Origin of the sequence: Streptomyces sp. NPDC001980 (genome assembly GCF_040296885.1) — a bacterium.
In the GTDB taxonomy this organism is placed as follows: Bacteria; Actinomycetota; Actinomycetes; order Streptomycetales; family Streptomycetaceae; genus Streptomyces.
Map to the genome: position 1 here is coordinate 269,294 of NZ_JBEOYD010000011.1, position 22,713 is coordinate 292,006.

Below are 22,713 nucleotides of genomic sequence, written 5' to 3' on the forward strand. Positions count from 1 at the left end.
CGGGTCACGCCTCCAGGACCGTACGGCGGTCCCACAGCGTGCGCCAGGTCGCCGAGCCCTGTTCCGCGCGCCGCCGTACCGGGCCGTCCCAGTAGCCGCGCAGCCGGGCCGCGTCGGCGGGATCGTCCTTGCGCACGACACCGAGCAGATGGCCCGGGAGCAGGCCGAGGACGTCACGGTCCCCGGGGAAGTAGGCGGCCGCGAGGGCCAGCGCGCCCGCCACCGACACCGCTTCCGCCGTGCTCATCACCGTGGACGGGCGCTCCACCTCCCAGCCCTCCGCCGACCGTCCCTCGCGCAGGTCACGGAACGCGGTGACCAGGGCTTCGAGGACCGCGTCGTCGACCTGGAAGGGCGCCCCGGCCCGCTCCACCGACGCCCGGGCCTGGCCGCGTACCAGCGCGGTCTCGGCGTCGAGGTCCGCAATCGGGCCCACGGTCTCGAAGTTGAAGCGCCGCTTGAGCGCGGCGGACATCTCGGAGACACCCCGGTCCCGCAGGTTGGCCGTGGCGATGAGGGTGAACCCGGGCGCCGCATGAGCCAACGCGTCCTCCGTGCCCGCTAGTTCGGGCACCGCGATGCGCCGCTCGGACAGCAGCGAGACCAGGGAGTCCTGCACCTCGGGGAGGCAGCGGGTGACCTCCTCCACGCGTGCGACGGCACCCCGGGACATCGCGGTGAGGACCGGCGAGGGCACGAGCGCCTGGCGGGTCGGGCCCTGGGCGAGCAACAGGGCGTAGTTCCAGCCGTACTTGAGCTGGTCCTCCGTCGTCCCCGCGGTGCCCTGCACGACCAGGCCGCTGGTGCCGCACACCGCGGCCGACAGCAGTTCGGACAGCATCGACTTGGCGGTGCCGGGCTCGCCGACCAGCAGCAGCCCCCGCTCACCGGCGAGGGTCACCACACAGCGCTCGACGAGGGCCCGGTCGCCGACGAACTTGTCCGCCACGACCAGCCGGCGCGGCACGCCGTCCGGTGCCTCGGCGTCGTCGGGCAGCCGCAGCGCCCGGCCGCCGCTGCCCATGACGAAGGTGACGACGGCCCGGGGCGTGAGCCGCCAGGCGGGCGGGCGCGGACCGGCGTCGTACGCGGCGAGGAAGGCCAGTTCGGTGGCGTACCGGTCCTCGGGCGGGACGATCTGGCGCGGGGGCGCGGTGCTGAGGGTCATCGGCGGTCGTCCTTCGGGGCGGTTCGGGCGGTGGTGCGGATCGTGGTCATCTGCGGCGGCCTCCGCGGGTGGCCCGCGTGGTCAGCTGCTCGTACGCGGGTGCGTCTCCGGCGCGTACGCGCTCCCAGGCCCGGGCGAACAGCTCCGGCACCGGGACCAGCGGGAGGGTCCGGTGGCCGTCGGAGACCGGGTAGAGGGTCTCCTTCCAGGTCTCCGACGGCAGGGCCGGAGCCCTGAGCTCGCGCCAGCCGCCGGGCAGGAAGAGAGTGCGGCCGGCGCGCGGGCGCTTCGCCTCGACGACCAGATCGGTCACCGCCAGTTCGGCGCGCGCCTTCTTGATCCGGGCGGGCTTCCAGCCGGTCCAGCGCGCGCAGTTGCGGTCGGTCGGGTCGGGCAGCGCGAGCAGCTGCAGGTAGAGCACCGCCGCGTCCTCGCCGAGACCCTGCGCCGCGGCGACCTCCGCGACCAGCGCGGGCACGGAGACCGTGGGGTCCTGGGCGTAGCCGACGGGTCCCTCGGCCGCCACGGCACGGGCGAGGTCCTCGCCGAGGAGCGTCCGCACGGACCGGAGCCGGGACGCGCGCCCCTCGCCGAGCAGGCCCTCCAGGAGTCCGAAGACGGGGTCGTCGGCTCCGGTCAGCGCTCCCGGCCGGAGCAGCACATGCTCCGTGTCCGAGTACCAGGGGCGCAGCACCAGCGTGTCACCGGCCCTCGTCAGGCCGTGCGCGTCGGCGCCGCCGGCCTCGGGCAGGCCGAAGACCTTGCGCAGCTGCACGCAGGTCGGGCCGCCCTTCTCCGTCCACTCCAGGTCCAGGTCCAGCAGCAGCTCGGGGTCGGCCAGCCGCCGGCGCAGCGCGCCGAGCCCGTCCGTCAGCCCGGCCCGCAGCGGATGCCCGTACGGCAGTACGTACGCCAGCGCGGCCAGGCTCTCCATGGCTCCGGCCAGCGTGTACGAACCGGGCACCGCCGACGGGTCGGCGGGCGCGAAGTCGCCGTCCTTGTCGAGCCGGAACACCGTGGTGCGGGCGAGCCAGGGGGTGCGCGCGGGGTTGAGCACGGCCTCGGCGTGACCGGCGCCCACACCGGTGAGATCGGTGCTGAGGTCCTCCGGCAGGCGCACCAGGGTGCCGAGGCGCTCGGCCCACAGCCGGGCCGCGGCCGCCGTGTCCGGGCCGGCCGTCCACAGCTCGGCCGGGTCGTCCGGCAGCAGCGCGCCGAGGAGCGCCCGCTGCTCGTCCTGGCCCAGTGAGTTCAGCAGCTGTGCGCCGAAGGTCCGCTGCCCGGGCCTGAGTCCGACGGCGGCGAGCCCGTCGGCGACGGGGGCGTGCGGGTGGCCGGCCAGCAGCACGGCGGCCTGGAGGGGGCCGAGCCCGCCGTTCGTCGCGGTCGCCAGCGCCTCGGGGGCCTCGGGCCGCCAGGGCGCGGCGCCCTTCTCCCGGACCAGCCGGGTCAGTTCGGCCAGCCGGTCCGCCGGGATCCCGGCGGCGTACCGGGTCTCCCGGACCAGCGTGAAGTGCCCGACGGCACCGAACGCCCCGGACGGGTCGTGGTCCAGCGCCAGCCACTCGACCGTTTCCAGCCGGACGTCGACGCTCTGGCACCCGAGCACCGCCACGGTGCGGCCGTCCCGGCGCAGCACCTGCCCCACCCGCTGCTGCTTGTCGTGCGGCTCGCTCAGCACGACCACGCGCAGCGTGGTCCCGAGTGCGGGGAGCGGTCCCTCGGTCAGTGCCTCGAACAGCAGGAGCAGCGGCTCGCGCTGGACGTCGGTCAGGGCCGGTGAGGCGGCGCGGTAGGCGAGCGGCCGCAGGGCGCCCAGGACGGGCGTCCAGTCCGCGCCGATGGTGGGCACGGTGTGCTCGTCGCTCTGCCAGCCGTCGCCGACGGTGGCGACCCGCTCGCGTTCCGGCAGCGGCTTGCCGTCGGCGGGCCTGCCGGACAGCACGTGGTTGACGGCGCGGATCTGGCGCAGCGCGGCCCACCCGCCGTGCCACGCGTTCTGCACGGTCACGACTCCGGCCGCGGCGTCGCGCAGTGCCCGGTCCTCACCGTGGAGCGGCGAGAAGTCGGCGAACATGCCCTCGGTCCGCTGCCGGGGCTGCCGCGGCCGCTCCTGCGCGGGCCTGGCCAGGGTCGCGGCGACCTCGGCGAACCGCAGCGCCGCACGGACGAGGGAGGCGACACCGGCCAGCAGCCGCCGGTCGGTCAGCCCGGGCAGCGCCCGTGCCACCGCGGCCACGGCGACCGCGTCCGTGGTCGGCACCGCGGCCCTGGCCCTTTCGTCCTTCCCGGCTTCGGCGAGCGCCTGCTGCCGTTCGTCCAGCGCCGTCGCCGTCGCCCGCATCAGCGCACCGGCCGACGCGTCGGTCAGGGCGCGCAGTACGGCCGACCCGCGTTCGTCACGGGGGCGCAGCGCGTGCCAGAACGCGACCGGCGGCACCAGCCGGGTACCGGCCGCGTACGCCCCGCCGGACTCGCCGAAGGACACCCGCCCGAGCTCGGTGCCGTCGTCCGCGTGCAGGGCGACGCTCTGGTACATCTGCGCGGCGATCGGCTCGGCCCCGCCCGGCAGCCGCAGCGCGCCCAGCGGCACCCCCGGCACCCGGCCGTTGCGGGCCGCCCGCAGGGTCGCCGTCCGCCCGTCCGGCGTACCGGCGGTCGTCCGCGCCTCCGCGTCCTCGCCCTCCGTGCGCACCCACCGCCCGAGGACCGTGCCGTCGGTACCGAACGGGCTGTGCTCAAGCCCGGGTTGCAGCGGCAGCACCTCGCAGGAGTCGTGCAGCAGCGAGGCGTCCTCGTGGACGGCCGACGCCAGCAGCGCGGGCAGCGAGGCCCGCCCGTGCTCGCCGGTCGCCGGGTCGTACTCCAGCCACAGCGACTGCCGGCCCTGCCTGCCCTGACGCCAGTACGTGGTGCCGTCGCCGATGACCGGGCGGCTCGGCGGCAGGACCGTGTCCCCGGCGTGCAGGGTGCGGCCACCGGTGGCCCGGCCGCCACCGGGCAACGGGATCGACGCGTTGGCCGCGTCCATGCCGGACCACCAGCTCGGGATCAGCTCACCGCCGAGCGGGACCACCTCGGACGGGCGGTTCGACCAGTAGCCGTGCTGCTTCGAGCCGTCCCGCCACATCACCAGCAACTCGCCGTCGACGTACCGGAACCGGGGGCGCTGCCAGCGGTCCAGGTCCGCGGGCAGCCGCAGGTCGTGGGTGAGCAGGATCCCCTCGGGGCCGACGACGATCGCCTTGTGACCGCGCACCAGGATCAGCGCGGGCCACGCCTCGGTCACCGACAGCGTGTTGTCCCGGTCCTTTCGCACCTCGGCGTCGAGCAGTTCCAGCGCCTCATCCAGCGCGGGCCAGCCCAGTTCGTCCAGGATCCCGGTGCGGAGCGTACGGCCGAGGACCGGCACGATGTCGTACCCGGTGAGCCGGCGCACCGCCTGCGGGCTCTCCTGCACCACCGCCCGGAAGGGCCGCAACCGCTCCAGATTCGCGTCGACGCCGGGCAGTCCGGCGCCGGCGGCGAACTCCGCGGTCGCCTCCTGCAGCCACTCGCGCAGCACGTCGCCGAGCACCGGATGCGCGGCCACCTTGGGCAGTTCCGCAGGCCCCTGCCCCCGGCCGAGGCCCTCGACCGCGTCGAACAGCAGCGCGCGGTAACGGGATTCGGCGGCGACGGCCTTCAGGTCCCGCTGCCCGGGCCGCTCGTCGCGCAGCCAGACGGCGAGCGGCAGGTGCACATGGGTGTCCGCGTCGAGTACGGCCAGGGGGATGCCCTCCGCGACGCACAGGTCCAGCAGATCGAGGTCGGCGCCCGCCTGCCAGCGCCCGGTGAACAGGTCGACGGGGCGTCCGCCCGCCCGCAGCCGGGGCGCCATCCGCTCGGCCAGCGCCAGCGTCGCGGGGGAGCGGTGCGAGTACGCCGCTCCGTGCTTGCGGTGCTGGGCCCACCGGCCGAGCCAGTCCGCCGGATCGACCTCCCCGGCGCCGTCCTCGGTGAGCAGCAGGTCCGCCCCGCACTCCGCCAGCAGCGTGAGCCAGAACTCGTCGTCCGCCACGTCCCGGCCGAGGCCGGCCGGCATGATCTCCAGCAGCCGTACCCGGATCCCGGGCCGCCGCTCGGCGAGCACCGGCAGCACGCTCCGGTACGCGTTCCAGAAGGAGGCGGGTGCCCGTACGGCGGCCGGGGACGCGAGCAGGTCGGCGACCAGCGCGCACTCCTCGGTGACCCGGTCGAGTCCCGCCGCCTTGATCAGCCCGCGCGCGTCCTGCGGCAGCGAGGCGTACGGCGGCATACCGGCCGCGCAGCGCTCCACCGTCAGCTGCCGGAACTGCGCCCAGGCGGTGGCCGGTTCGAGCCGCCGCGCGAGGTCCTTCACGTACTCCTTGAGCGCCTTGACGGTGAGCGCCCCGGCGAAGGCGAACTCCAGGAACACCGCCCGCTGCCGCTCCTCGTCCACGGCCAGGGCGTGCACCCGCTCGGCCTCGCGGGCCTTGCCGAAGAACGCGGCCGCGTAGGTCGTGTTCTCGTGCTGGAGGAAGATGCGGGCGGCCTGCTCGTAGAAGGTCGGCAGGAAGTGCGGGACCGCGCGGCCGAGCCGCTCGCCGAGCGCCTCGAAGCCCTCCTTCGCGTTGCCCGGCTTGGACTTGGCCTGCCGGGCCAGCCGCTCGACGTCCTTGACCAGGGCGAGGGCGTGATGGCCGTTGGCCGGGTCGTGCACCAGCGCCCAGGCCGGGAAGCCCAGGGTCTCCCGGCGCACCTGACCGACCTCGGGCGCCTCCGGCTCCCGGCCCAGACCGAGGAACTCCAGCGCCAGGTCCTCGGCCTCACCGAGGGTGCCCGGCACCAGCCGGACCACAGTCCGCTCGTCGAGGGCGGGGTGCGTGTACGTGCGCGCGGTCAGGACGTCGGCGTCCTCCCGCGGGCTCGTGCCCGGGGGCAGGATCGCGCCGGCGTCGAGCAGCGCGGCCGTGGTGGTGTCGTCGTAGCCGGTCATGCCGCCCGCTCCTCGTCCTCGATGTCCCGCCCGGCGTACAGCGCCGCCGCCATCCGCATCCCCTCCGACCAGGCGACCGGGCCGACCTGACCCAGCCTCAGCGTCCGGCCCGCCGGATCGGTCCACGCCAGCGGGCCGGTCTCGGTCTCGAAGTAGCTGTCGTAGTCGCCGATCCAGACCCGGGCCTCGGCCCCGCGGCCCTCCTCCAGCACGGAGCACACCGCGTAACCGCCGCGCACGCGGTACCCCAACTGCGTGGCCCTGCCGTGCAGGAACCGCAGCTCCTTGAAGACCCCGCCCGCGTACTCCTCGATCTGGGTGCCCTCCGCGTCCAGCGCGTCCGGGCGGTGCCAGACCTCGCGGAAGAGCTGCTGGGCCTTCTGCTCGACGCCGAGTTCCACGGCGAACTCCCGCAGCTCCGCCAGGTCTTCGAGGAGCACCGGGTGCGGTAGCCGGACCAGCTCGGGGGCGATGCGCACGGTGTCGCCGTCGAGGTCGACCAGGCCGAGCCCGCGTTCGGCGTCGGCGTCCCGCAGGAAACCGGCGACCTCGCCGTCGGCGCCGGTGACCACCAGGTCGCGCAGTGCCGCCTGCCAGGCGGGGTCCGGCCACACCCGCGTAAGGACGGCGAGCGGGACCGGAAGGGACCGGGTCATCCACCGCTCCACGTCGGCCAGGCACTGCCGTTCGTGCCGTTCCAGCCACTCGGCGAGCTGCCGCAGCCCCAGGACGGCCGGATCCTCCGCCAGCTTCGCGGGCACGGACTTCAGCCGCCGCCCCGCCGCGTTGCGGCAGACCACCTTCCCGTCGTCCAGGGCCACCTCGTAGTCCCCGGCCGTCACCCACCCCATGCGTGCCTCCCCGCACCGCAGTGATCAAGTGATGGCGACTGTAGGGGAGAGCACTGACAACGCCTGCCGCGGTCTGCGCCGAGTGGGGAAAACGCAGTTCAGCGTGGGGTGCGAAGGCCGGCAGGAGGGTCGGGCCGGCACGGCGACGGCCCCGGTCCGCAGGCGGAGGTGCCCGGACCGGGGCCGTAGGAAGTCACGCGGGAGGGAGCTCAGCCCTGACCCGACTCCTTGTCCCGCTTCAGGTTCTTCAGCCGCACGGTCTCCTTGCGGACCTCGGCCTGCGTGGCGCGCTCCTTCTCCAGCCACTCGGGCAGTTCGCGCTTGAGCTCCTCGATCTGCTCGGTGGTGAGCGGTTCCGTCACCCCGCCGCGCGCCAGCCCCGCGATGGACACGCCCAGCTTGGCCGCGACCACCGGACGCGGGTGCGGCCCGTTGGCCTGCAGCTCGCGCAGCCACTCGGGCGGGTTCGCCTGGAGTTCGGTCAGTTCGGCGCGCGAGACGACGCCCTCCTGGAAGGCGGCGGGCGTGGCGGGCAGGTACACGCCCAGCTTCTTCGCCGCGGTCGCGGGCTTCATCGTCTGGGCGGTCTGGTGCGAACTCATGAGGTCAAGGGTATCGGCCGGGCACGGAAGCCCTGACCACGGCCGATGGCGCCGGCCCTGCACCGCCGACGGGGGCAGCCCGCGCCGGCCGATGCCGGGGCCAGCCTGCGGCGGCCGATACCGGGGGCCGTCCGTGGCCGATGCCGGGCGGCCGTCCGCGGCCCGTTAACCTGGCCTGGTGACAGGCTCGGAGGAAACACCGTCGTTCCGGCTCGCGTACGTCCCCGGCGTGACGCCCGCCAAATGGGTTCGGATCTGGAACGAGCGCCTGCCCGGCATCCCCCTCACCCTCCTCCAGGTCCCCGCCGCCGAGGCGTCCGGCCTGCTGCGCGCGGGTGACGCGGACGCCGGTCTCGTACGGCTTCCGGTGGACCGTACGTTCTTCAGCGCGATCCCCCTCTACAGCGAGACCACGGTGGTCGTCGTCCCCAAGGACCACGTGATCACGGCGGCCGAGGAGGTCACCGTCGCCGACCTCGCCGACGAGGTCCTCTTCCACCCCCTCGACGACGTCTTCGACTGGGACACCCCGCCCGGCGAGCCCGCCTTCGAGCGCCCCGCGACCACCGAGGACGCCGTCGAGCTGGTCGCCGCCGGTGTCGGTCTCCTGATCGTCCCGCAGTCCCTGGCCCGGCTGTACCACCGCCGGGACCTCACCTACCGGCCGCTCACCGACGGCCCGGAGTCGACCGTCGCCCTGTCCTGGCCCGAGGAGGCCACCACGGACCTGGTCGACGACTTCATCGGCATCGTCCGCGGCCGCACGGTCAACAGCACCCGCGGCCGTCAGGCCGCACCGGCCTCGAAGCAGACGAAGACGGCGGGGGCAGCGGCGGAGAAGGCCAAACGGACGCAGAAGCCGGCGGCCGGGGCCAAGGCGACGCCGGGCGCCCGCACCGCACGCGCGCGTGCCACCGGCGCGAAGTCCGCGAACCCCGCCAAGCCCGCGAAACGCGGCAAGCCCCGCCGTCGCTCGTGAGCGGCGGCCGGACCGGCCCCTCCCTGCCTCACACCCGCTCCCGATCTGCTCCCGCGCGCCCCGATCACGTTCCGTGATACCGGGTCCGCGCAGTGTCACGATGCCTGCGGACATCCCGGACATCCACCGCTGGAGGCGCCCGTGAGCCCGCAAGGAGCCCCGGACGAATTCGTCGACCCCCGTGCGTCGTCCGCGTTCCTCGTCGACGAATCGCTCGGCTACCTGTTCCCGGCCGCCCTGCGCGCCGCCGCCGTCGTGGGCGTGGCCGACCATCTGGCCCACGGCCCGCGCACCCCGGCCGAACTGGCCGAGGCCACCCGCACGGACCCGCGCAACCTCTACCGGGTGCTCCGGCTGCTGGCCACGCGTGGCGTCTTCGAGGAGGACGCCGACGGCCGCTTCCGGCTCACCGCCGCCGGGGACGCGCTGCGCACCGACGCGCCCTGCTCGGCGCGTTCGGCCGTGCTGATGAACACCGACCGCAGCATGTGGCTGCCCACCGCCGATCTGAGCCGCTGCGTGACCGAGGGGACCTCCGCGTTCGAGCACCTCTTCGGGCTGCCGTTCTTCGACTACTTCGGGCAGGACGAGGACACCGCCGACGTCTTCCACTGCGGCATGGCCGCGATGTCCGACGCCGAGAACGAGCCCATCGCCGCCGCCTGCGACCTCCCGGCCACCGGGACGGTCGTCGACGTCGGCGGCGGCCACGGCGGGCTGCTGCTGGCCGTCCTCGACCGCCATCCCGGTCTGCACGGCGTCCTGTACGACCGCCCGCACGTGCTGGCCGGACACCGGCTGGACACGCCCGGGACCGCCGGACGCTGGTCCATCGAGTCCGGCGACTTCTTCACGGCCGTACCGGAGGGAGACGTCCTCGTGCTCAAGCGGATCATGCACGACTGGGAGGACGAACAGTGCGTGACCCTCCTGGACCGCTGCCGTGCCGCGCTGGCGCCGGGCGGGCGCATCCTGGTCGTCGACGCGGTGGTCCCGCCGGGCAACGCACCCCATCAGGCCAAGGCGCTCGACCTGTTGCTCATGGCGTGTCTGGTGGGCAGGGAACGCACCGGGGCGGAGTTCGCGGCCCTGTTCGAGTCCGCCGGTCTGAAGCTGTCGAGGGTCGTGCCGACGCCGACCGTGCTCTCGGTGGTGGAGGCGGTGGCCGCCTGAGCGCTCCGCTGGAAGTGCCGCGATCTGCCGTCTGCCGTCTGCTGTCTGCGGCGGCGTCGTGGCCGATCGCGCAGTTCCTGCTTGGTCAGGGCGCCAGGGGCTCGGGCTCCGGCACCTCCGGCGGCATCTCCCGCGCTTCCCGCGCCTCCGGCGCCTTCACCCGCTCCCCCAGATCGGCCACCGCCAGGCCCAGCGCCACCAGGATGAACCCGACGGAGGTGAGCAGGCCCAGCTGGAGCGCCTCGGTGGCCGGGCCGCGGTGTGCGAGGTGGGCGAAGTACACCGAGCCCACCACCGCGATCCCGCCCGCCGAGCCGACGCGCTGGCCGGTCTGCAGCACCCCGCCGGCCGCACCGGCACGCTTCACCGGGACGCGGGTCAGGGTCAGCGTGGTGTTGGGGGAGACCGTGATGCCGGAGCCGATGCCGCCGATGACCATCGGCACCGCCGCGGCCCACCCGAAGCTCTCCAACGGCACCAGCCGCACCACCGCGATGATGCCGAGCAGCCCCAGCGCCACCCCGCTGAGACCGATGACGACCACCTTGCGTCCGTGGCGCATCACCAGCCGGCCGCCCAGAGCGGCACCGACCGCCGAGGCGACCGCGAACGGCAGCACCGTGACTCCGGCCGCCAGCGCGCTGTATCCCGCCGCGTTCTGCAGGAACAGGGCGAGGACGAAGAAGACCGTGGTGAAGCCGGCGAAGTAGGACAGGCTGATCAGCGCGCCGAGGGTGAAGGACCGCATCGAGAACAGGCTCAGATCGAGCAGGGGCGCCTGTCCGAGCCGGCCCTGCCGCCGTTCCCACACCCAGAACAGGCCGAGCAGCACCGCGCCCACCGGCAGCAGCGCCCACTTCTGTGGTCCGGTCCACTGCTGCTCCTGCACCAGCGGCAGCATCAGCGCGAGCACGCCGCAGCCGAGGAGCAGCACTCCGAGCGGGTCGAACCGCTCCCGCCGGTCCGCCGACGCGGGATATCGGGGCAGCAGCCGCAGGCCCGCGGCGAACGCGGCGACCCCGATGGGGAGGTTGACGAAGAACACCCAGCGCCAGCCGTCGTCGGTGCCCACGGAGTCGATGATCACACCGCCCACCAGCGGGCCGACCGCCGTCGAGACCCCGATGACGCTGCCGAGCAGCCCGAAGGCCTTGGCGCGTTCGGAGCCCTGGAACATCTGCTGGATCAGCCCCGAGGTCTGCGGCGCGACCATGCCCGCCGCCGCGCCCTGGATCAGCCGGAACACCACCAGCCGGTCGGGGCTCGTCGCGAGCCCGCAGGCCGCCGAGGCCACCGTGAACACGGCGAGCCCGATCAGGAAGGCCTGGCGCCGCCCGCGCAGGTCGCCGAGCCGCCCCGCCGGGACGAGTGCCAGCCCGAAGGTCAGCGCGTACCCGGAGACCACCCAGGCCTGGGCGGCCTCCGTGGCGCCCAGGCCGCGCTCCATCGAGGGCAGCGCCACGTTGACGATCGAGGTGTCGAGCAGCGAGATGAAGCCGGCTGCGAGGCAGACCCCGAGCGCCTTCCACCGCCGGTCGTCGGTGGCCGGCAGCTGCGGCTTTGAGCAGGTCGTGGTCATGTGGCCACGCTATGCAGGCATCCCGGGCATCGCACGACCGGCGGAGCGAACGGATGGCCGAACTACTCCCTCCGGGTGACGGCCCGGGCGTCTCCCGCCAGGAGGCCGCCGCCGCGTCGGCGTGCGAACGACGCCTCCCGCGCCGTGCCACCACCCGGTCGCCGTGCGCCCTGGTCAGCGGCCCGGCCGCCACCCGGACGAGGTGAGCCAGTCGTAGGCCGCGCGTGCCGTGAACTCCGCCTGGCCGCCGCGCAGCAGAAGATCGGCCGTGGTGAACCGATCGGCCTGAGCGGTCACATAGGGGACCGCGATGCAGCGCATCCCGGCGGCGTGCGCCGCCGCCACGCCCGGAGCGGCGTCCTCCAGCACCACGCAGTCGGCCGGTGCGGCGCCGAGGCGGCGGGCCGTCTCCAGGAAGACGTCCGGCGCCGGTTTGCCGCGCGGTACCTCGTCGGCCGAGACCGCCGTGCGCAGATACGCGCCGAGGCCCGTGCCGGCCAGGATCGCCTCGATCGCCTCGGGGGAAGAGCCGGAGGCCACCGCCGACGGGACGCCCTCGGCCGCCAGCAACTCCACGAACTTCCGCATCTCGGGGTACGTGCGCGTGCGGGTCCGGGCCAGCTCCAGGTAGCGCCGGTTCGTCTCGGCGAGCAACTCGGCCACCGGGGGCCGCAGTCCATGGCGGTCGCGCAGCAGGGTCACCGTCTCCAGCGTGCTGATGCCGACGAGGCGCTCGTGCTCCGCCCAGGTGAAGTCCGGGACGCCGTGCCCGGCCAGCATCTGCCGCGTCGCCTCGTAGTAGTTCGGCTCGCTGTCCACGAGTGTTCCGTCGAGATCGAAGATGACCGCAAGGCCGCCGAGATCGCTCATGGGACCAGGATGCCGTTACGCGCGTGCGGCCCGGCCGATGGACTCCACCAGCGGCAGCAGCCGGTGCGGAACCCGTTCGCGCAGCGCCACCTCCGTGCGGGTGCGCACCACGCCCGGCAGGCTGATCAGCTTCTGGATCACGTCCTCCAGATGCGCGTTGTCCCGCGCCACCACCCGGGTCAGCAGATCCCCGCCGCCCGTGATCGAGAACGCCTCCACGATCTCCGGCACGGCGGCCAGCGCGTCCCCGACGTCGTCCAGATGCCCCTGGGTGACCTCGATGTGCACGAAGGCCAGCACCGGGTGGCCGAGCGCGCCCGGGGAGAGGGAGGGGCCGGTGCCCGTGATCACACCGTCCCGCTCCAGCCGGTCCAGCCGGGCCTGGAGCGTGCCCCGGGCGACCCCGAGGACCCGGGCGTACTCGCGCACGCTGGTGCGTGGCTGCTCCAGCAGCAGCCGCAGGATGCGGGTGTCGAGCTCGTCCACCGTCATGACGTACGACTGTACCAATGGCTCACCGGCCTGCTCCGCCGACCTGGACCATTGGCATTTCGACCGCCATCACACGTCTTCATGCACTGGACCATTGGCACAGCAGAATCGACGCCACTTGAGCCAGCGGCCCCTCCGATGCTCTCATGGGTGTGTCGATGGCGCTGCGGATCCCCGCGGCGCCTTTTCTGTGCCGTCCGCGGGAGGGGAAGCAGTGCTGAAGAGGGTGTTCGTGGCTCCGGACCCGGGGCGGGTGCGGCTGCGCTTCGCCGCGCGGGCCGTGCTGGGCATCGGACTCGCCGTCGTGGTCTGCGGACTGGCCGGGCACTCCCTCACGGGCGCCGTCACCGGCGGTCTCGCCGCGCTGCTCGCGCTGTTCACCGTCGCGGACGCCACGGTGCGCGGACAGGCCGTCACCACCGCGCTGCTGCCCGCCGTGGGCCTGCCGGTGCTCGCGGCCGCGGCCGAGCTGCACGACGTCCCGGTCGCCCGCGACCTGGTCTTCCTCGCCGTGGTCGGTGCGGGCGTCTACGCGCGCCGCTGGGGTCCGCGCGGCCACAGCCTGGGTGTGTTCGCCTTCATGACCTTCTTCGTCGCCCAGTTCCTGCACGCCACCCCCGGACAGCTGCCCGAGCTGTACGCCGCCGTCCTGCTCTCCGTGCTCAGCGCCGCCGCCGTCCGCTTCGGCCTCTGGTGCTACGAGCGCCGCCTGCCCCCGCCGCCGGTGCCCGCTCCGCCCGCCGGCACCGGCCTGGTCCGGGTGACCACCCGGCAGGCGGTCCAGGCGACCGCGGGCGCGGGTTTCGCGCTGGTCGCCGGCCAGCTGGTGTCCGGCCAGCGCTGGTACTGGGCGGTCGGCGCCACCTGGTGGATCTTCGTCAACACCGCCTCGCGCGGCGAGACCCTGGTGCGCGGCTTCCGCCGGGTCCTCGGCACCGTCATCGGCATCGCGCTGGGCCTGCTGGTCGCCGCCCCGGTGCACGGCGCCCCGGTTCCCACCGCCGTCCTCGTCGCGGCCGCCGTCTTCGGCATCTTCTACACGGCCGCCGTCTCCTACACCTGGATGATGCTCTGGGTGACCTTTCTCGCCGAACTGCTCTACGGCCTCCTGGGCGTCCTCACCCCCGGCCTGCTGGCGCTGCGGCTGACCGAGACCGCGGTGGGCGCCCTCGGTGCCGTTCTCGCCGTGCTGTTCGTGCTGCCGGTCACCACCCACCTCACCACCGACGCCTGGATCCAGCGCGCCCTGCGCTGCGTGCACGCCTGCACGGCCGAGGCCGCCGCCCGGCTCGCCGACTCCGCCACCGCCGACCCGGCACCCCGGGTGGCCGAACTGGAACAGCTCCTCGCCCGGGTACGGCTCTCGGTCGCCCCTCTCGTGCACCCCCTCAACCCGATGCACGGCCGCAAGCGCCGCGCCCGCCGCGTCCTCGCCCTGCTGGACGACTGCGCCCGCGAGATCCGTGGCCTGGTCGCGGTCGCCGCCGACCCGGAGGCCTCGCACGACGCCCGGCTGGCCGCCGCCTGCTGGCGCGTCGAGGCGGCCGTCGAGGCGCTCACCAGAGGCTCGGAGCACATCACCGCGCCCACCGAGCCGCCCGTCGAACCCGCCCTGGCGCACCTGCACGGCCTGGAGCGCGCCCTGTCCGAACTCGCCGAGCCGCTGCGCACCCCCTCGGGCTCGCCCCTGGTCGGCGCCTGAGACGCGCCGCCCCACACGCCCTGGTCTAGACCGCAAGCTGCTACCGTCGGCCCCGGGCGGGCTCGTACCGACTCGCACCGACCAGTACCGGCTCGTGGTGGCTTGCAGCGTTAGGGGACAGCGGTGGCAGACGGCGACAGGCGGCGCAGGGCGTTCATCGGGTCGTTCACGGCCGCGGGCGGCCCGGGGGTCGTCACGGCGGCGGTCCGTCCGGACAGCGGCGCCCTGGCCCTCCTGGAGAGCGTCGACGGCGTCCCCGACCCGTCGTTTCTCGCGCTCGCGCCCGGCGGGCGCACCCTGTACGCGGTCAGCGAGACCGCCGACGGCGCGGTGGCCGCCTACCACGTCCACGACGACAAGCCGCGCCTCGCCGGGCCGCCGGTCCCGGTCGACGCCAGCGGCCCCACCCACCTCAGTGTCTTCGACGGCCACGTCCTGACCGCCAACTACGGCTCCGGCAGTGTCACCGCCGTCCCCGTCCGCCCCGACGGCACCCTCGCCCCCGCCCCCTCCGGGCAGCTCCAGCACACCGGCTCGGGCCCGCACGAACGACGCCAGCGCGGCCCGCACGCCCACCAGGTGCAGTCCGACCCCAGCGGCCGCTGGGCGGTCAGCGTCGACCTGGGCACCGACTCGGTCCGCGTCTGTACCCTGCACGGGGGCGCCCCCGCCCTGCACCGCGAGTTCGCCCTGCGTCCCGGCTCCGGCCCCCGCCACCTGGCCTTCCACCCCGGCGGCCGGTACGCCTACGTCGTCAACGAACTCACCCCGACCGTGACCGTCTGCCGCTGGGACGCCGACACCGGCATCCTCAGACCACTGACGGAGACCCCGGTCCTGCCCGGCGCGCCGTCCGGCGACGTCCACCCGTCCGGCATCGCCGTCTCGCCCGACGGCCGTTTCGTCTGGACGGCGACCCGGGGCGAGGACGTCCTGACCACGTTCGCGGTCGACGGGGACCAACTGCACCTGACGGCGACGGTCCCCTGCGGCGGCCACTGGCCCCGGGCGATCACCGAGTCGGGAGGCTTCCTCTACGCCGCCAACGAGCGCTCGGGCAACATCACCTGGTTCACCCTCGACCAGCAGACGGGCCAGCCCCGCTACGACGGCTCGGTGGAGGTCCCGGCAGTGTCCTGCATCGTTTTTGACTGAGGGTGCCCGGGGCGCCCCGTCAGGGGCGCCGGGGGTACCCCCGGCCGAAGGCTGGGGGAGGAACTGCGCGCTCGACCCCCACCGGCCGGCGGCCGAGAACTGTCCCCACCACCCCGAAGAAACAGACGACGGGGCCCTCTCCGAGAAAGAACCCCGTCGGGAAAGGCTCCCCGCGTCAGCGAACCGGCGCACCCTGCGGCTGCTGCGGAGCGATCCCCAGCGCCGTCGTGTACTTGGCCAGCGCCAGCTTCCCGATCGCCGGGTACGCCCCCAGCGGCTCGGCGGTGGCACAGCCGGCCTCCTCCGCCGCGGCGGCCAGCAGCGCCGCGTCGATCTCCGGCCCTATCAGGTACGGCGCCAGCGCCAGCTGCTGCGAGCCCGAACCCCGCAGCTGCTCCGCGACGGAGGCGATCGAGCCCTCCTGGTCCAGCGCGGCGGCCATCACCGGCACCGCCAGGCGCGCGGCGAGCAGCATGCCGGTGATCCCGGCGGCCTGTACGGCCTCGTCGCCGCCCACGGACGCGAGGATGATGCCGTCCGCCGCCGTCGCCACGGTGAACAGCCGGGCACGGTCGGCACGGGCCAGCCCCGCCTCCGAGAGGCGCACGTGCAGCGCCTCGGCGAGCAGCGGGTGCGGGCCGAGGACGTCGGTCAGGTCGGCGGCGACCCGGCTCTCCATGACCGCGTGGCGGACCTGGCGCAGCAGCGCGCTGTCCGGACCGGCCAGCAGCGGCACGACGACGGCGACCGGGCCGTCCGGGGCCTTGATCCCCTCGACGCCGGCGGCGACGGCCTGCTCGTAGCGGGCGGTGCGCTCCTCGGCGGCACGGGCGAGCACGGACTGGAGAGTGGGGAACTCCGCGTCGTCCCCGTCCAGGTACCCGATGCGGGCGTCCAGGCCGGGCAGCTCGGAGCGGGCGATGCTCACGACCTCCTCGGCGAGGCCGCGCGTGGCCGCGCTGGGCGTACCCGGCACCGCGAGGACGAGCGAGGGCGCGTCCTCGGGAGCCACCAGCGGCTCGGGGCGGCGGTGCCGTCCGGGCTGGCGGGGGCGCGGCATTCGTACAGGCAGGCCGGCGGGCCCAGTGGGGGAGCTCATGGCGCCGCATGTTACTGGCTATCTGGGCTCCCTTGTTCGGGGAGGGTGCAGGTGAGCGGTATCCGTCCGCTTTTGTCTGATGAGTTACGCATGATTCGGAGGGGATTCCGCCACCTGTCGGATGCTTCGTGTCCCAGCGGGATCAATAGCCTTTTTTCTGTACAAGTTTTATGTGCACGACGGAGAGCAGATTTTCATCACTCGGCAGAGTGAGCCGCCCGGCGACCAGGTCACTCGCGACGCGTACCGCTCCGTGCAGCGGATCGCCCTCCGCCGGCACCCGCCGTGCCTGCGGGAGCAGCCGCGCCAACTCCTCGGCCAGCGGTAGGAGCAGCGGGTCGCCCAGCTTGAACAGGCCGCCGGTGAGGGCGACCAGGGGGTCACCCTCCGTGGGGCAGACGGCGGCGGCCGACTCGGCCATGTGCCGGGCGGCGGTGCGCAGGATCGCGACCGCGACCGGGTCGCCCGCACCGGCGCAGTCCGCGACGCGCGGGGCGAAGGAGGCCAGTACGGCGGGCCGGTCGGCGCGCGGATAGAGCTGCCCCGGCAGGCCGGGCAGCGGCCCGAACCGGTCCTCGGCGCCGGCACGCAGCGCGGCCGAGCCGCCGTCCCGCCCGTCGAAGGCGCGTAGCGCCGCCTCCAGACCGGCCCGGCCGATCCAGGCGCCGCCGCCGCAGTCGCCCAGCAGGTGCCCCCAGCCGTCCGCGCGCCGCCACCGGCCGAGATCGGTACCGATCGCGATCAGCCCGGTCCCGGCGGCGACCACCGCGCCGGGTCGCGGCCCCAGGGCGCCGACGTACGCGGTCACGGCGTCGGCGGCCAGCGCGACCGTCCGCACCCCGAGCTCGCGGGCCAGCGCGCCCGGCAGCTCGGCCCGCAGCGCATCGCCGAGACTGGCCAGCCCGGCGGCGCCGACGACGGCTGCCGTCACCCGCCCCAACCCGTACGAGTCCGCCAACGCCCGTGCCATGGGCAGGAGTTGTTCCAGCAGGTGCCCGGGGTCGATGCCCCGCGCCCCGGTCCGTACCGGTTCCCGGGACTCCAGGGGTGCCGACGGCTCGCGCCCCGGCATGCCCACGACGACCCGCAACCCGGAGCCGCCGGAGTCGACGGCGACGAACCCCGCGTCCCGGGATCCGCTGTCCCCGTCGCTCACGGCAGCAGTGGGGTGCGAGGACGGCGGCGGAGTGGCTTGGTCACCGGATGCAAAAGGCTCCCCCTCCTTCCCGGTGGCCGACCGCGCGCATCACCTTGATCAGGAGGAAGGGTAGCGCCGAGGGCGTCGTGCGTGGGCGGGGTCCGGTGCGTCTGTGTGGAACCCGGCGTCTGCCAGTAGGGTGACGCGCTGTGGCACCACGACCGTTGTATGAACTTGTCGAAGCAGGCTGGGCGAAGGCTCTGGAACCTGTGGCCGAACGCATCGCTGCGATGGGGAACTTTCTCCGGGCCGAAGTCGCGGCCGGCCGGACCTACCTTCCGTCCGGGGCGAATGTCCTGCGGGCCTTCCAGCAGCCCTTCGACGACGTGCGCGTCCTGATCGTCGGTCAGGACCCCTATCCCACGCCGGGTATGGCCATCGGGTTGAGTTTCGCGGTGGCGCCCGAGGTGCGTTCGTTGCCGGGGAGTCTGGAGAACATCTTCCGGGAGCTGCACTCCGACCTGGGACTGCCCAGGCCGTCCAACGGCGATCTGACGCCGTGGACGGAACAGGGGGTCCTGCTGCTGAACAGAGCGCTGACGACGGCGCCGCGCAGTCCCGGCGCGCACCGGGGCAAGGGGTGGGAGGAGGTCACCGAGCAGGCGATCCGGGCGCTGGCGGCGCGTGGCAAACCACTGGTGTCCGTCCTGTGGGGACGTGACGCCCGGAATCTGGGGCCGTTGCTCGGGGATCTCCCGGCGATCGAGTCCGCCCACCCCTCCCCGATGTCGGCGGACCGCGGTTTCTTCGGCTCGCGGCCGTTCAGCCGGGCCAACGACCTGCTGATCCAGCAGGGGGGACAGCCGGTGGACTGGCGACTGCCGTAAGCCCCGGTGCGTGTGACGGCTCGGAGGACGGCGGCCCCCTGCCCGGGGCGCGGGGCCCTCGTCGGGCGTGGGGCACGAAGCTCCTTCCCGGCCGGCTTTCCCCCGTCCGCCCTCGGCGGAGGGATGGGTCAGCGCGGTTCGAGGCGGAGGGTGGACTCACGGGCGCGGTCGGTCAGGACGTGCTCGACGATGCTCGTGTACCGGCCGTACTTCTCCCGGTAGGCGGCGTCCACCGCCGCGTACTCGTCGTGGTCGGCCGGCCGGAAGGTGACGTCCTGCCGCACGCCGCCGGCGTGGATACGGCCCTGGCGGCGGGACCGGGTGCCCCGGTACCAGGGGCCGGTGGTGCCCTTGACCGAGCGGACGTAGACATGGTCGCCGGCCCGGACGGCCCACATGGTCACGGGGGCGCGCAGGGTGCCGTCGGCGCGCTCGGACTCCAGGTCCAGCTCTTCCGCCGCGCCGACCCTCGCCAGGTCGGCGTCGTTCCAGTACGTCAAGGTCTTTCCTCCGGGCTGGTCATGGGTGTCAGAGGGGGGCTGCGGGGTCGGTGCTTCTCCGGACGGCCGATTCAGGCTTCGGGGATGGCGCGGCCGTAGGCGGCGAGGGTGACGTTCTCGGGCTCGGGGCCGCCGCGCCGGCCGGTTTCCAGCGCGTCGAGGGCGGTGAGCTCCTCGGCGGTGAGCTCGAAGTCGAAGACGTCGATGTTCTCGGCGATGCGTGTGCGCCGGGTGGACTTGGGGATGACCGAGCGGCCCTGCTGGATGCCCCAGCGCAGCAGCACCTGGGCGGGGCTCTTGCCGTGCGCCTCCGCGATGCGGGTGACGGCGGGGTCCTGGAGGACGCTCTTGCGGTCCTCGCCGTAGCCCGGGTAGAAGGTGATCCCGCCGATGGGGGACCACGCCTGGTTGAGGATGCCGTGCCGGTCGTCGAAGTCGAGCACGGCGCGCTGCTGGAAGTAGGGGTGGATCTCCAGTTGGTTCACCGCCGGGACGACGGAGGTGACGTCGAGCAGTGTCGTCAGGTGGTCGGTCATGAAGTTGCTGACACCGATGGCGCGGACCCTGCCGTCGGCCAGGAGCTTCTCCAGGGCGCGGTAGGCCGCGACGGTCCGGTCGAAGTCGGACGGCAGGGCCTGGTGCAGGATCAGCAGGTCGATCCGGTCGACACCGAGCTTGGCGGCGCTCTTGTCGAAGCCGTGCAGGGTCTCGTCGTACCCGTAGTCGCTGATCCAGATCTTGGTCTCGACGAAGAGGTCCTTGCGGGGTACCCCGGAGTCGCGGATGGCCTGGCCCACCTCGCGTTCGTTGCCGTAGGCGGCGGCGGTGTCGATGTGCCGGTAGCCGAGGTCGAGCGCGGCCGTGACGGCGGCCCTGGTCTCGTCGGGCGGGGTCTGGAAGACGCCGAGTCCGAGAGCGGGCATCTCGACGCCGTTGTTGAGGGTGAGGGTCTGCATCACAGGGACCTTTCGTCGTGGGTGGCCCGTGCGGGCACGTCGAGGATGAGGACGGTCAGGACCGCCGGCGCGATCAGGACGGCGGAGCCGGTCAGGGCTGTGCCCGAGCGGAGCTCCGTTCGATCGCTGCGTCGCGGGTACCGGCGCGCAGTGCGCGGTGGTGGCCGTCGCGTCACCGGCCCCGTCGCCGGCTTCCCGGCGTCGGTTCCGGTGATCGCCCGGACGGCGGACGGGGTGCAGCGGAGGCGCGCGGACGTGTCCACCGGGCTGATCACAGGTTGCCTGCTCACGGCCGTACCAGCACCTTGAGGGCCTCGCGCGCGTCCATGGCCCGGTAGCCCTCGGCGACCTCGTCGAGACCGACGGCGCGGTCGAAGACCCGGCCCGGCTCGATACGGCCTTCCAGGACGTCGGGGAGAAGCTCGTCGATGTAGGCGCGGGCCGGGGCGGGGCCTCCGGTCAGGGTGATGTTGGGGCCGAAGAGGCTGCCGAAGCCCACCGGGGCCTCCTCGTACTGGGGCACGCCCACCCGGCTGATGGTGCCGCCGGGGCTGACCACTCCGTAGGCCTGCTCGTAGGCGGGCCGGTGTCCGACCGCTTCGAGAACGATCGGGCTGCCGCCGCCGGTGAGCTCACGTACCTTCTCGATGCCTTCGGGGCCGCGCTCGGCGACGACATCGGTCGCGCCGAACGCCAGGCCGAGGTCGGTACGGGCCCGGTGCCGGCCCATGAGGACGATCTGCTCGGCGCCGAGCCGTTTGGCGGCGAGCACGGCGAGCAGACCGACGGCGCCGTCCCCGATCACCGTGACGGTGCTGCCGCGCCGCACTCCGCCGCGCACGGCGGCGTGATGGCCGGTGCCGAGCACGTCGGACAGGGTGAGCAGGGACGGGACGAGCGCGTCGTCGACGCCGACCGGCAGCTTCACGAGGGTGCCGTCGGCCAGCGGCACGCGGGCCGCTTCGCCCTGACCGCCGTCGATGCCGTTCCTGGCCCAGAATCCGCCGTGCTCGCAGGAGGTCTGCAGCCCGGCCCGGCAGTGGGCGCAGGTGCCGTCCGAGTAGGCGAACGGAGCGACGACGAGGTCGCCCTTCCGCACCGTCCTGACTTCGCTGCCGGTGTCCTCGACCACGCCGATGAACTCGTGGCCCATGCGGACCGGGCCGGCGGAGCCGGACAGGGAGCGGTAGGGGTGCAGGTCGCTGCCGCACACGCAGGCCGTGGTGATGCGGACCAGCGCGTCGGTTACCTCCTTGAGGGACGGGTCGGCGACATGCCCGACGCGGACGTCGCCGGCTCTGTACATGAGTGCTGCGCGCACGGTGTTCCTTCAGGTCGGTTTCGGGTTCGGGCCCATGTCGGACTCGCGGTCCTCGGCCGTCTCCAGAGAACCGCGCGCAGCCGCACAGGTGGGAGTCACTGCTGTTCCAGGTAATGGCAGTACCTCGCAGGCGCTCGGCGACGGACCTACCGTGAAGTGGCCGGCACCGATCCACACCACCCGATCAGGAGGAGGTCCCCGTGCCCTTGGCCGCCACCGAAGCCCTCACCCACTCCGCGCTCGACGCCGGCTGGTCCGAGGCCATGCCCGCCGACGGCGCCGCGGAACAAGCCCCCGGGGGTTGACCATGGCCGACAGCGACAAGAAGAACCTGGCCGCCGAGGTGCGGGAGTTCCTGAGCACCCGGCGGGCGCGCGTCACCCCGGAGCGGGCCGGGCTGCCGGTCTACGGCGGGAACCGCCGCGTGGCGGGCCTGCGCCGCGAAGAGGTCGCTCTGCTGGCGGGCATGAGCGTCGACTACTACGTCCGGCTGGAGCGCGGGAATCTCAGCGGCGCCTCGGACTCGGTCCTCGAGGCCCTCGCGCACGCACTGCAGCTCGACGAGGCCGAACGCACCCACCTCTACGACCTGGCCCGCGCGGCGACCCCGTCGGGCCGGCGGCCCACGGTGACCTCGTCCCGCGTGCGGCCCACGATCCTGCGTCTGCTCGACTCCATGACCGACGTGCCGGCGTACGTGCGCAACGCCCGGTTCGACATCCTGGCCGCCAACACGCTGGGGCGTGCGCTGTACGCACCGGTCTTCGACTCGCCGCTGTTCGCCCAGCGCGGGCCGGCCAACAGCGCTCGTTTCATGTTCCTGGACCCCGCGAGCAGGGATTTCTGGGTCGACTGGGACAAGGGCGCCGACGACGCGGTGGCTTTCCTGCGCACCGAGACGGGCCGGGCGCCGCACGACAAGGTGCTGACCGACCTGGTCGGAGAGCTGACGACGAGGAGCGACGACTTCGCCCGCCGGTGGGCGCGCCACGACGTCAAGTTCCACCGCTCCGGCGTGAAGAATCTCCACCATCCGCTGGTCGGTGATCTCGCGCTGCCCTATGAGGCGATGGACCTGCCGTCCGACCCCGGCCTCCGTCTCAACTTCTACACCCCCGAACCGGACTCGCGAGAGCGGGAGGCACTCGGCCTCCTCGCCGCGTGGGCGAGTGCGGGCACGGTCGTCCCCTCGGGGAACGACCGACCGGGGAACGACTGACCACACGAACGAGGAGAAGAGCT

Annotated in this window: 19 protein-coding genes; 6 read left to right on the plus strand and 13 right to left on the minus strand. The window is 73.9% G+C overall.

Translation table 11 applies throughout. The features are described from left to right. Positions 1 to 4: 4 nt before the first annotated feature. The 4 genes from ABT137_RS19780 to ABT137_RS19795 all read right to left on the minus strand — a co-directional run bounded on the left by ABT137_RS19780 (position 5) and on the right by ABT137_RS19795 (position 7,620). Positions 5 to 1,168: an ATP-binding protein gene (locus ABT137_RS19780; RefSeq protein ID WP_351710487.1), complete on the minus strand. Its 1,164-nt coding sequence runs from the start codon at positions 1,166 to 1,168 to the stop codon at positions 5 to 7. Positions 1,169 to 1,214: 46 nt separating this feature from the next. Further along, on the minus strand, positions 1,215 to 6,167 hold the full coding sequence (locus ABT137_RS19785; RefSeq protein WP_351710489.1) for a hypothetical protein: 4,953 nt from the start codon (positions 6,165 to 6,167) through the stop codon (positions 1,215 to 1,217). Next, a complete protein-coding gene (locus ABT137_RS19790; protein WP_351710491.1) occupies positions 6,164 to 7,018 on the minus strand; it encodes a DUF4132 domain-containing protein in 855 nt (284 codons plus the stop codon). Before ABT137_RS19790 ends, ABT137_RS19785 begins: the two co-directional genes overlap by 4 nt. A gap of 209 nt (positions 7,019 to 7,227) precedes the next feature. Continuing rightward, positions 7,228 to 7,620 carry a DUF5997 family protein gene (locus ABT137_RS19795; RefSeq protein ID WP_351710493.1) on the minus strand — a complete coding sequence of 131 codons (393 nt, stop codon included), beginning with the start codon at positions 7,618 to 7,620 and terminating at the stop codon, positions 7,228 to 7,230. Between the two features lie 178 nt (positions 7,621 to 7,798). Here ABT137_RS19795 and ABT137_RS19800 point away from each other — a divergent pair, with 178 nt between their 5' ends. Next, positions 7,799 to 8,599, plus strand: a complete 801-nt coding sequence (locus tag ABT137_RS19800) for a LysR family substrate-binding domain-containing protein (RefSeq protein WP_351710495.1) — start codon at positions 7,799 to 7,801, stop codon at positions 8,597 to 8,599. A gap of 141 nt (positions 8,600 to 8,740) precedes the next feature. Then, positions 8,741 to 9,772, plus strand: a complete 1,032-nt coding sequence (locus ABT137_RS19805; protein WP_351710497.1) for a methyltransferase — start codon at positions 8,741 to 8,743, stop codon at positions 9,770 to 9,772. Between the two features lie 85 nt (positions 9,773 to 9,857). Here the strand turns inward: ABT137_RS19805 and ABT137_RS19810 are convergent, their stop codons facing one another. The 3 genes from ABT137_RS19810 to ABT137_RS19820 form a co-directional block, all read right to left on the minus strand. Further along, positions 9,858 to 11,351, minus strand: a complete 1,494-nt coding sequence (locus tag ABT137_RS19810) for an MFS transporter (protein WP_351710499.1) — start codon at positions 11,349 to 11,351, stop codon at positions 9,858 to 9,860. A gap of 174 nt (positions 11,352 to 11,525) precedes the next feature. After that, positions 11,526 to 12,221 carry an HAD family hydrolase gene (locus ABT137_RS19815; protein WP_351710501.1) on the minus strand — a complete coding sequence of 232 codons (696 nt, stop codon included), beginning with the start codon at positions 12,219 to 12,221 and terminating at the stop codon, positions 11,526 to 11,528. Between the two features lie 15 nt (positions 12,222 to 12,236). After that, positions 12,237 to 12,713, minus strand: coding sequence for an Lrp/AsnC family transcriptional regulator (locus ABT137_RS19820; protein ID WP_351710503.1), 477 nt, complete (start codon positions 12,711 to 12,713; stop codon positions 12,237 to 12,239). Between the two features lie 214 nt (positions 12,714 to 12,927). Between ABT137_RS19820 and ABT137_RS19825 the strand changes: the two genes are divergently transcribed. Further along, positions 12,928 to 14,415, plus strand: a complete 1,488-nt coding sequence (locus ABT137_RS19825) for an FUSC family protein (protein WP_351710505.1) — start codon at positions 12,928 to 12,930, stop codon at positions 14,413 to 14,415. Positions 14,416 to 14,538: 123 nt separating this feature from the next. Further along, positions 14,539 to 15,570, plus strand: coding sequence for a lactonase family protein (locus tag ABT137_RS19830; RefSeq protein WP_351710507.1), 1,032 nt, complete (start codon positions 14,539 to 14,541; stop codon positions 15,568 to 15,570). 175 nt (positions 15,571 to 15,745) lie between these two features. Here the strand turns inward: ABT137_RS19830 and ABT137_RS19835 are convergent, their stop codons facing one another. Together ABT137_RS19835 and ABT137_RS19840 are read right to left on the minus strand one after the other, a co-directional pair. Continuing rightward, entirely contained in the window at positions 15,746 to 16,669 is a 924-nt protein-coding gene (locus tag ABT137_RS19835; protein ID WP_351710509.1) for a sirohydrochlorin chelatase, read from the minus strand. Between the two features lie 142 nt (positions 16,670 to 16,811). Further along, on the minus strand, positions 16,812 to 17,741 hold the full coding sequence (locus ABT137_RS19840) for an N-acetylglucosamine kinase (protein WP_351710568.1): 930 nt from the start codon (positions 17,739 to 17,741) through the stop codon (positions 16,812 to 16,814). A 275-nt stretch (positions 17,742 to 18,016) separates the two neighbouring features. Here ABT137_RS19840 and ABT137_RS19845 point away from each other — a divergent pair, with 275 nt between their 5' ends. After that, the gene (locus ABT137_RS19845) at positions 18,017 to 18,694 is read left to right on the plus strand and encodes a uracil-DNA glycosylase (protein ID WP_351710511.1); all 678 of its coding nucleotides are present in this window, start codon (positions 18,017 to 18,019) and stop codon (positions 18,692 to 18,694) included. Positions 18,695 to 18,822: 128 nt separating this feature from the next. On the opposite strand, the gene ABT137_RS19850 is transcribed toward ABT137_RS19845, so the two are convergent. The 4 genes from ABT137_RS19850 to ABT137_RS19865 form a co-directional block, all read right to left on the minus strand. Then, positions 18,823 to 19,194 carry a DUF2255 family protein gene (locus tag ABT137_RS19850; protein WP_351710513.1) on the minus strand — a complete coding sequence of 124 codons (372 nt, stop codon included), beginning with the start codon at positions 19,192 to 19,194 and terminating at the stop codon, positions 18,823 to 18,825. A 71-nt stretch (positions 19,195 to 19,265) separates the two neighbouring features. Continuing rightward, positions 19,266 to 20,150, minus strand: coding sequence for an aldo/keto reductase (locus ABT137_RS19855; protein WP_351710515.1), 885 nt, complete (start codon positions 20,148 to 20,150; stop codon positions 19,266 to 19,268). Beyond that, entirely contained in the window at positions 20,150 to 20,440 is a 291-nt protein-coding gene (locus tag ABT137_RS19860) for a hypothetical protein (RefSeq protein WP_351710517.1), read from the minus strand. Before ABT137_RS19860 ends, ABT137_RS19855 begins: the two co-directional genes overlap by 1 nt. Further along, the gene (locus ABT137_RS19865) at positions 20,437 to 21,471 is read right to left on the minus strand and encodes an alcohol dehydrogenase catalytic domain-containing protein (RefSeq protein ID WP_351710519.1); all 1,035 of its coding nucleotides are present in this window, start codon (positions 21,469 to 21,471) and stop codon (positions 20,437 to 20,439) included. Before ABT137_RS19865 ends, ABT137_RS19860 begins: the two co-directional genes overlap by 4 nt. A gap of 307 nt (positions 21,472 to 21,778) precedes the next feature. Between ABT137_RS19865 and ABT137_RS19870 the strand changes: the two genes are divergently transcribed. Next, entirely contained in the window at positions 21,779 to 22,690 is a 912-nt protein-coding gene (locus ABT137_RS19870) for a helix-turn-helix transcriptional regulator (protein WP_351710521.1), read from the plus strand. Positions 22,691 to 22,713: the final 23 nt, after the last annotated feature.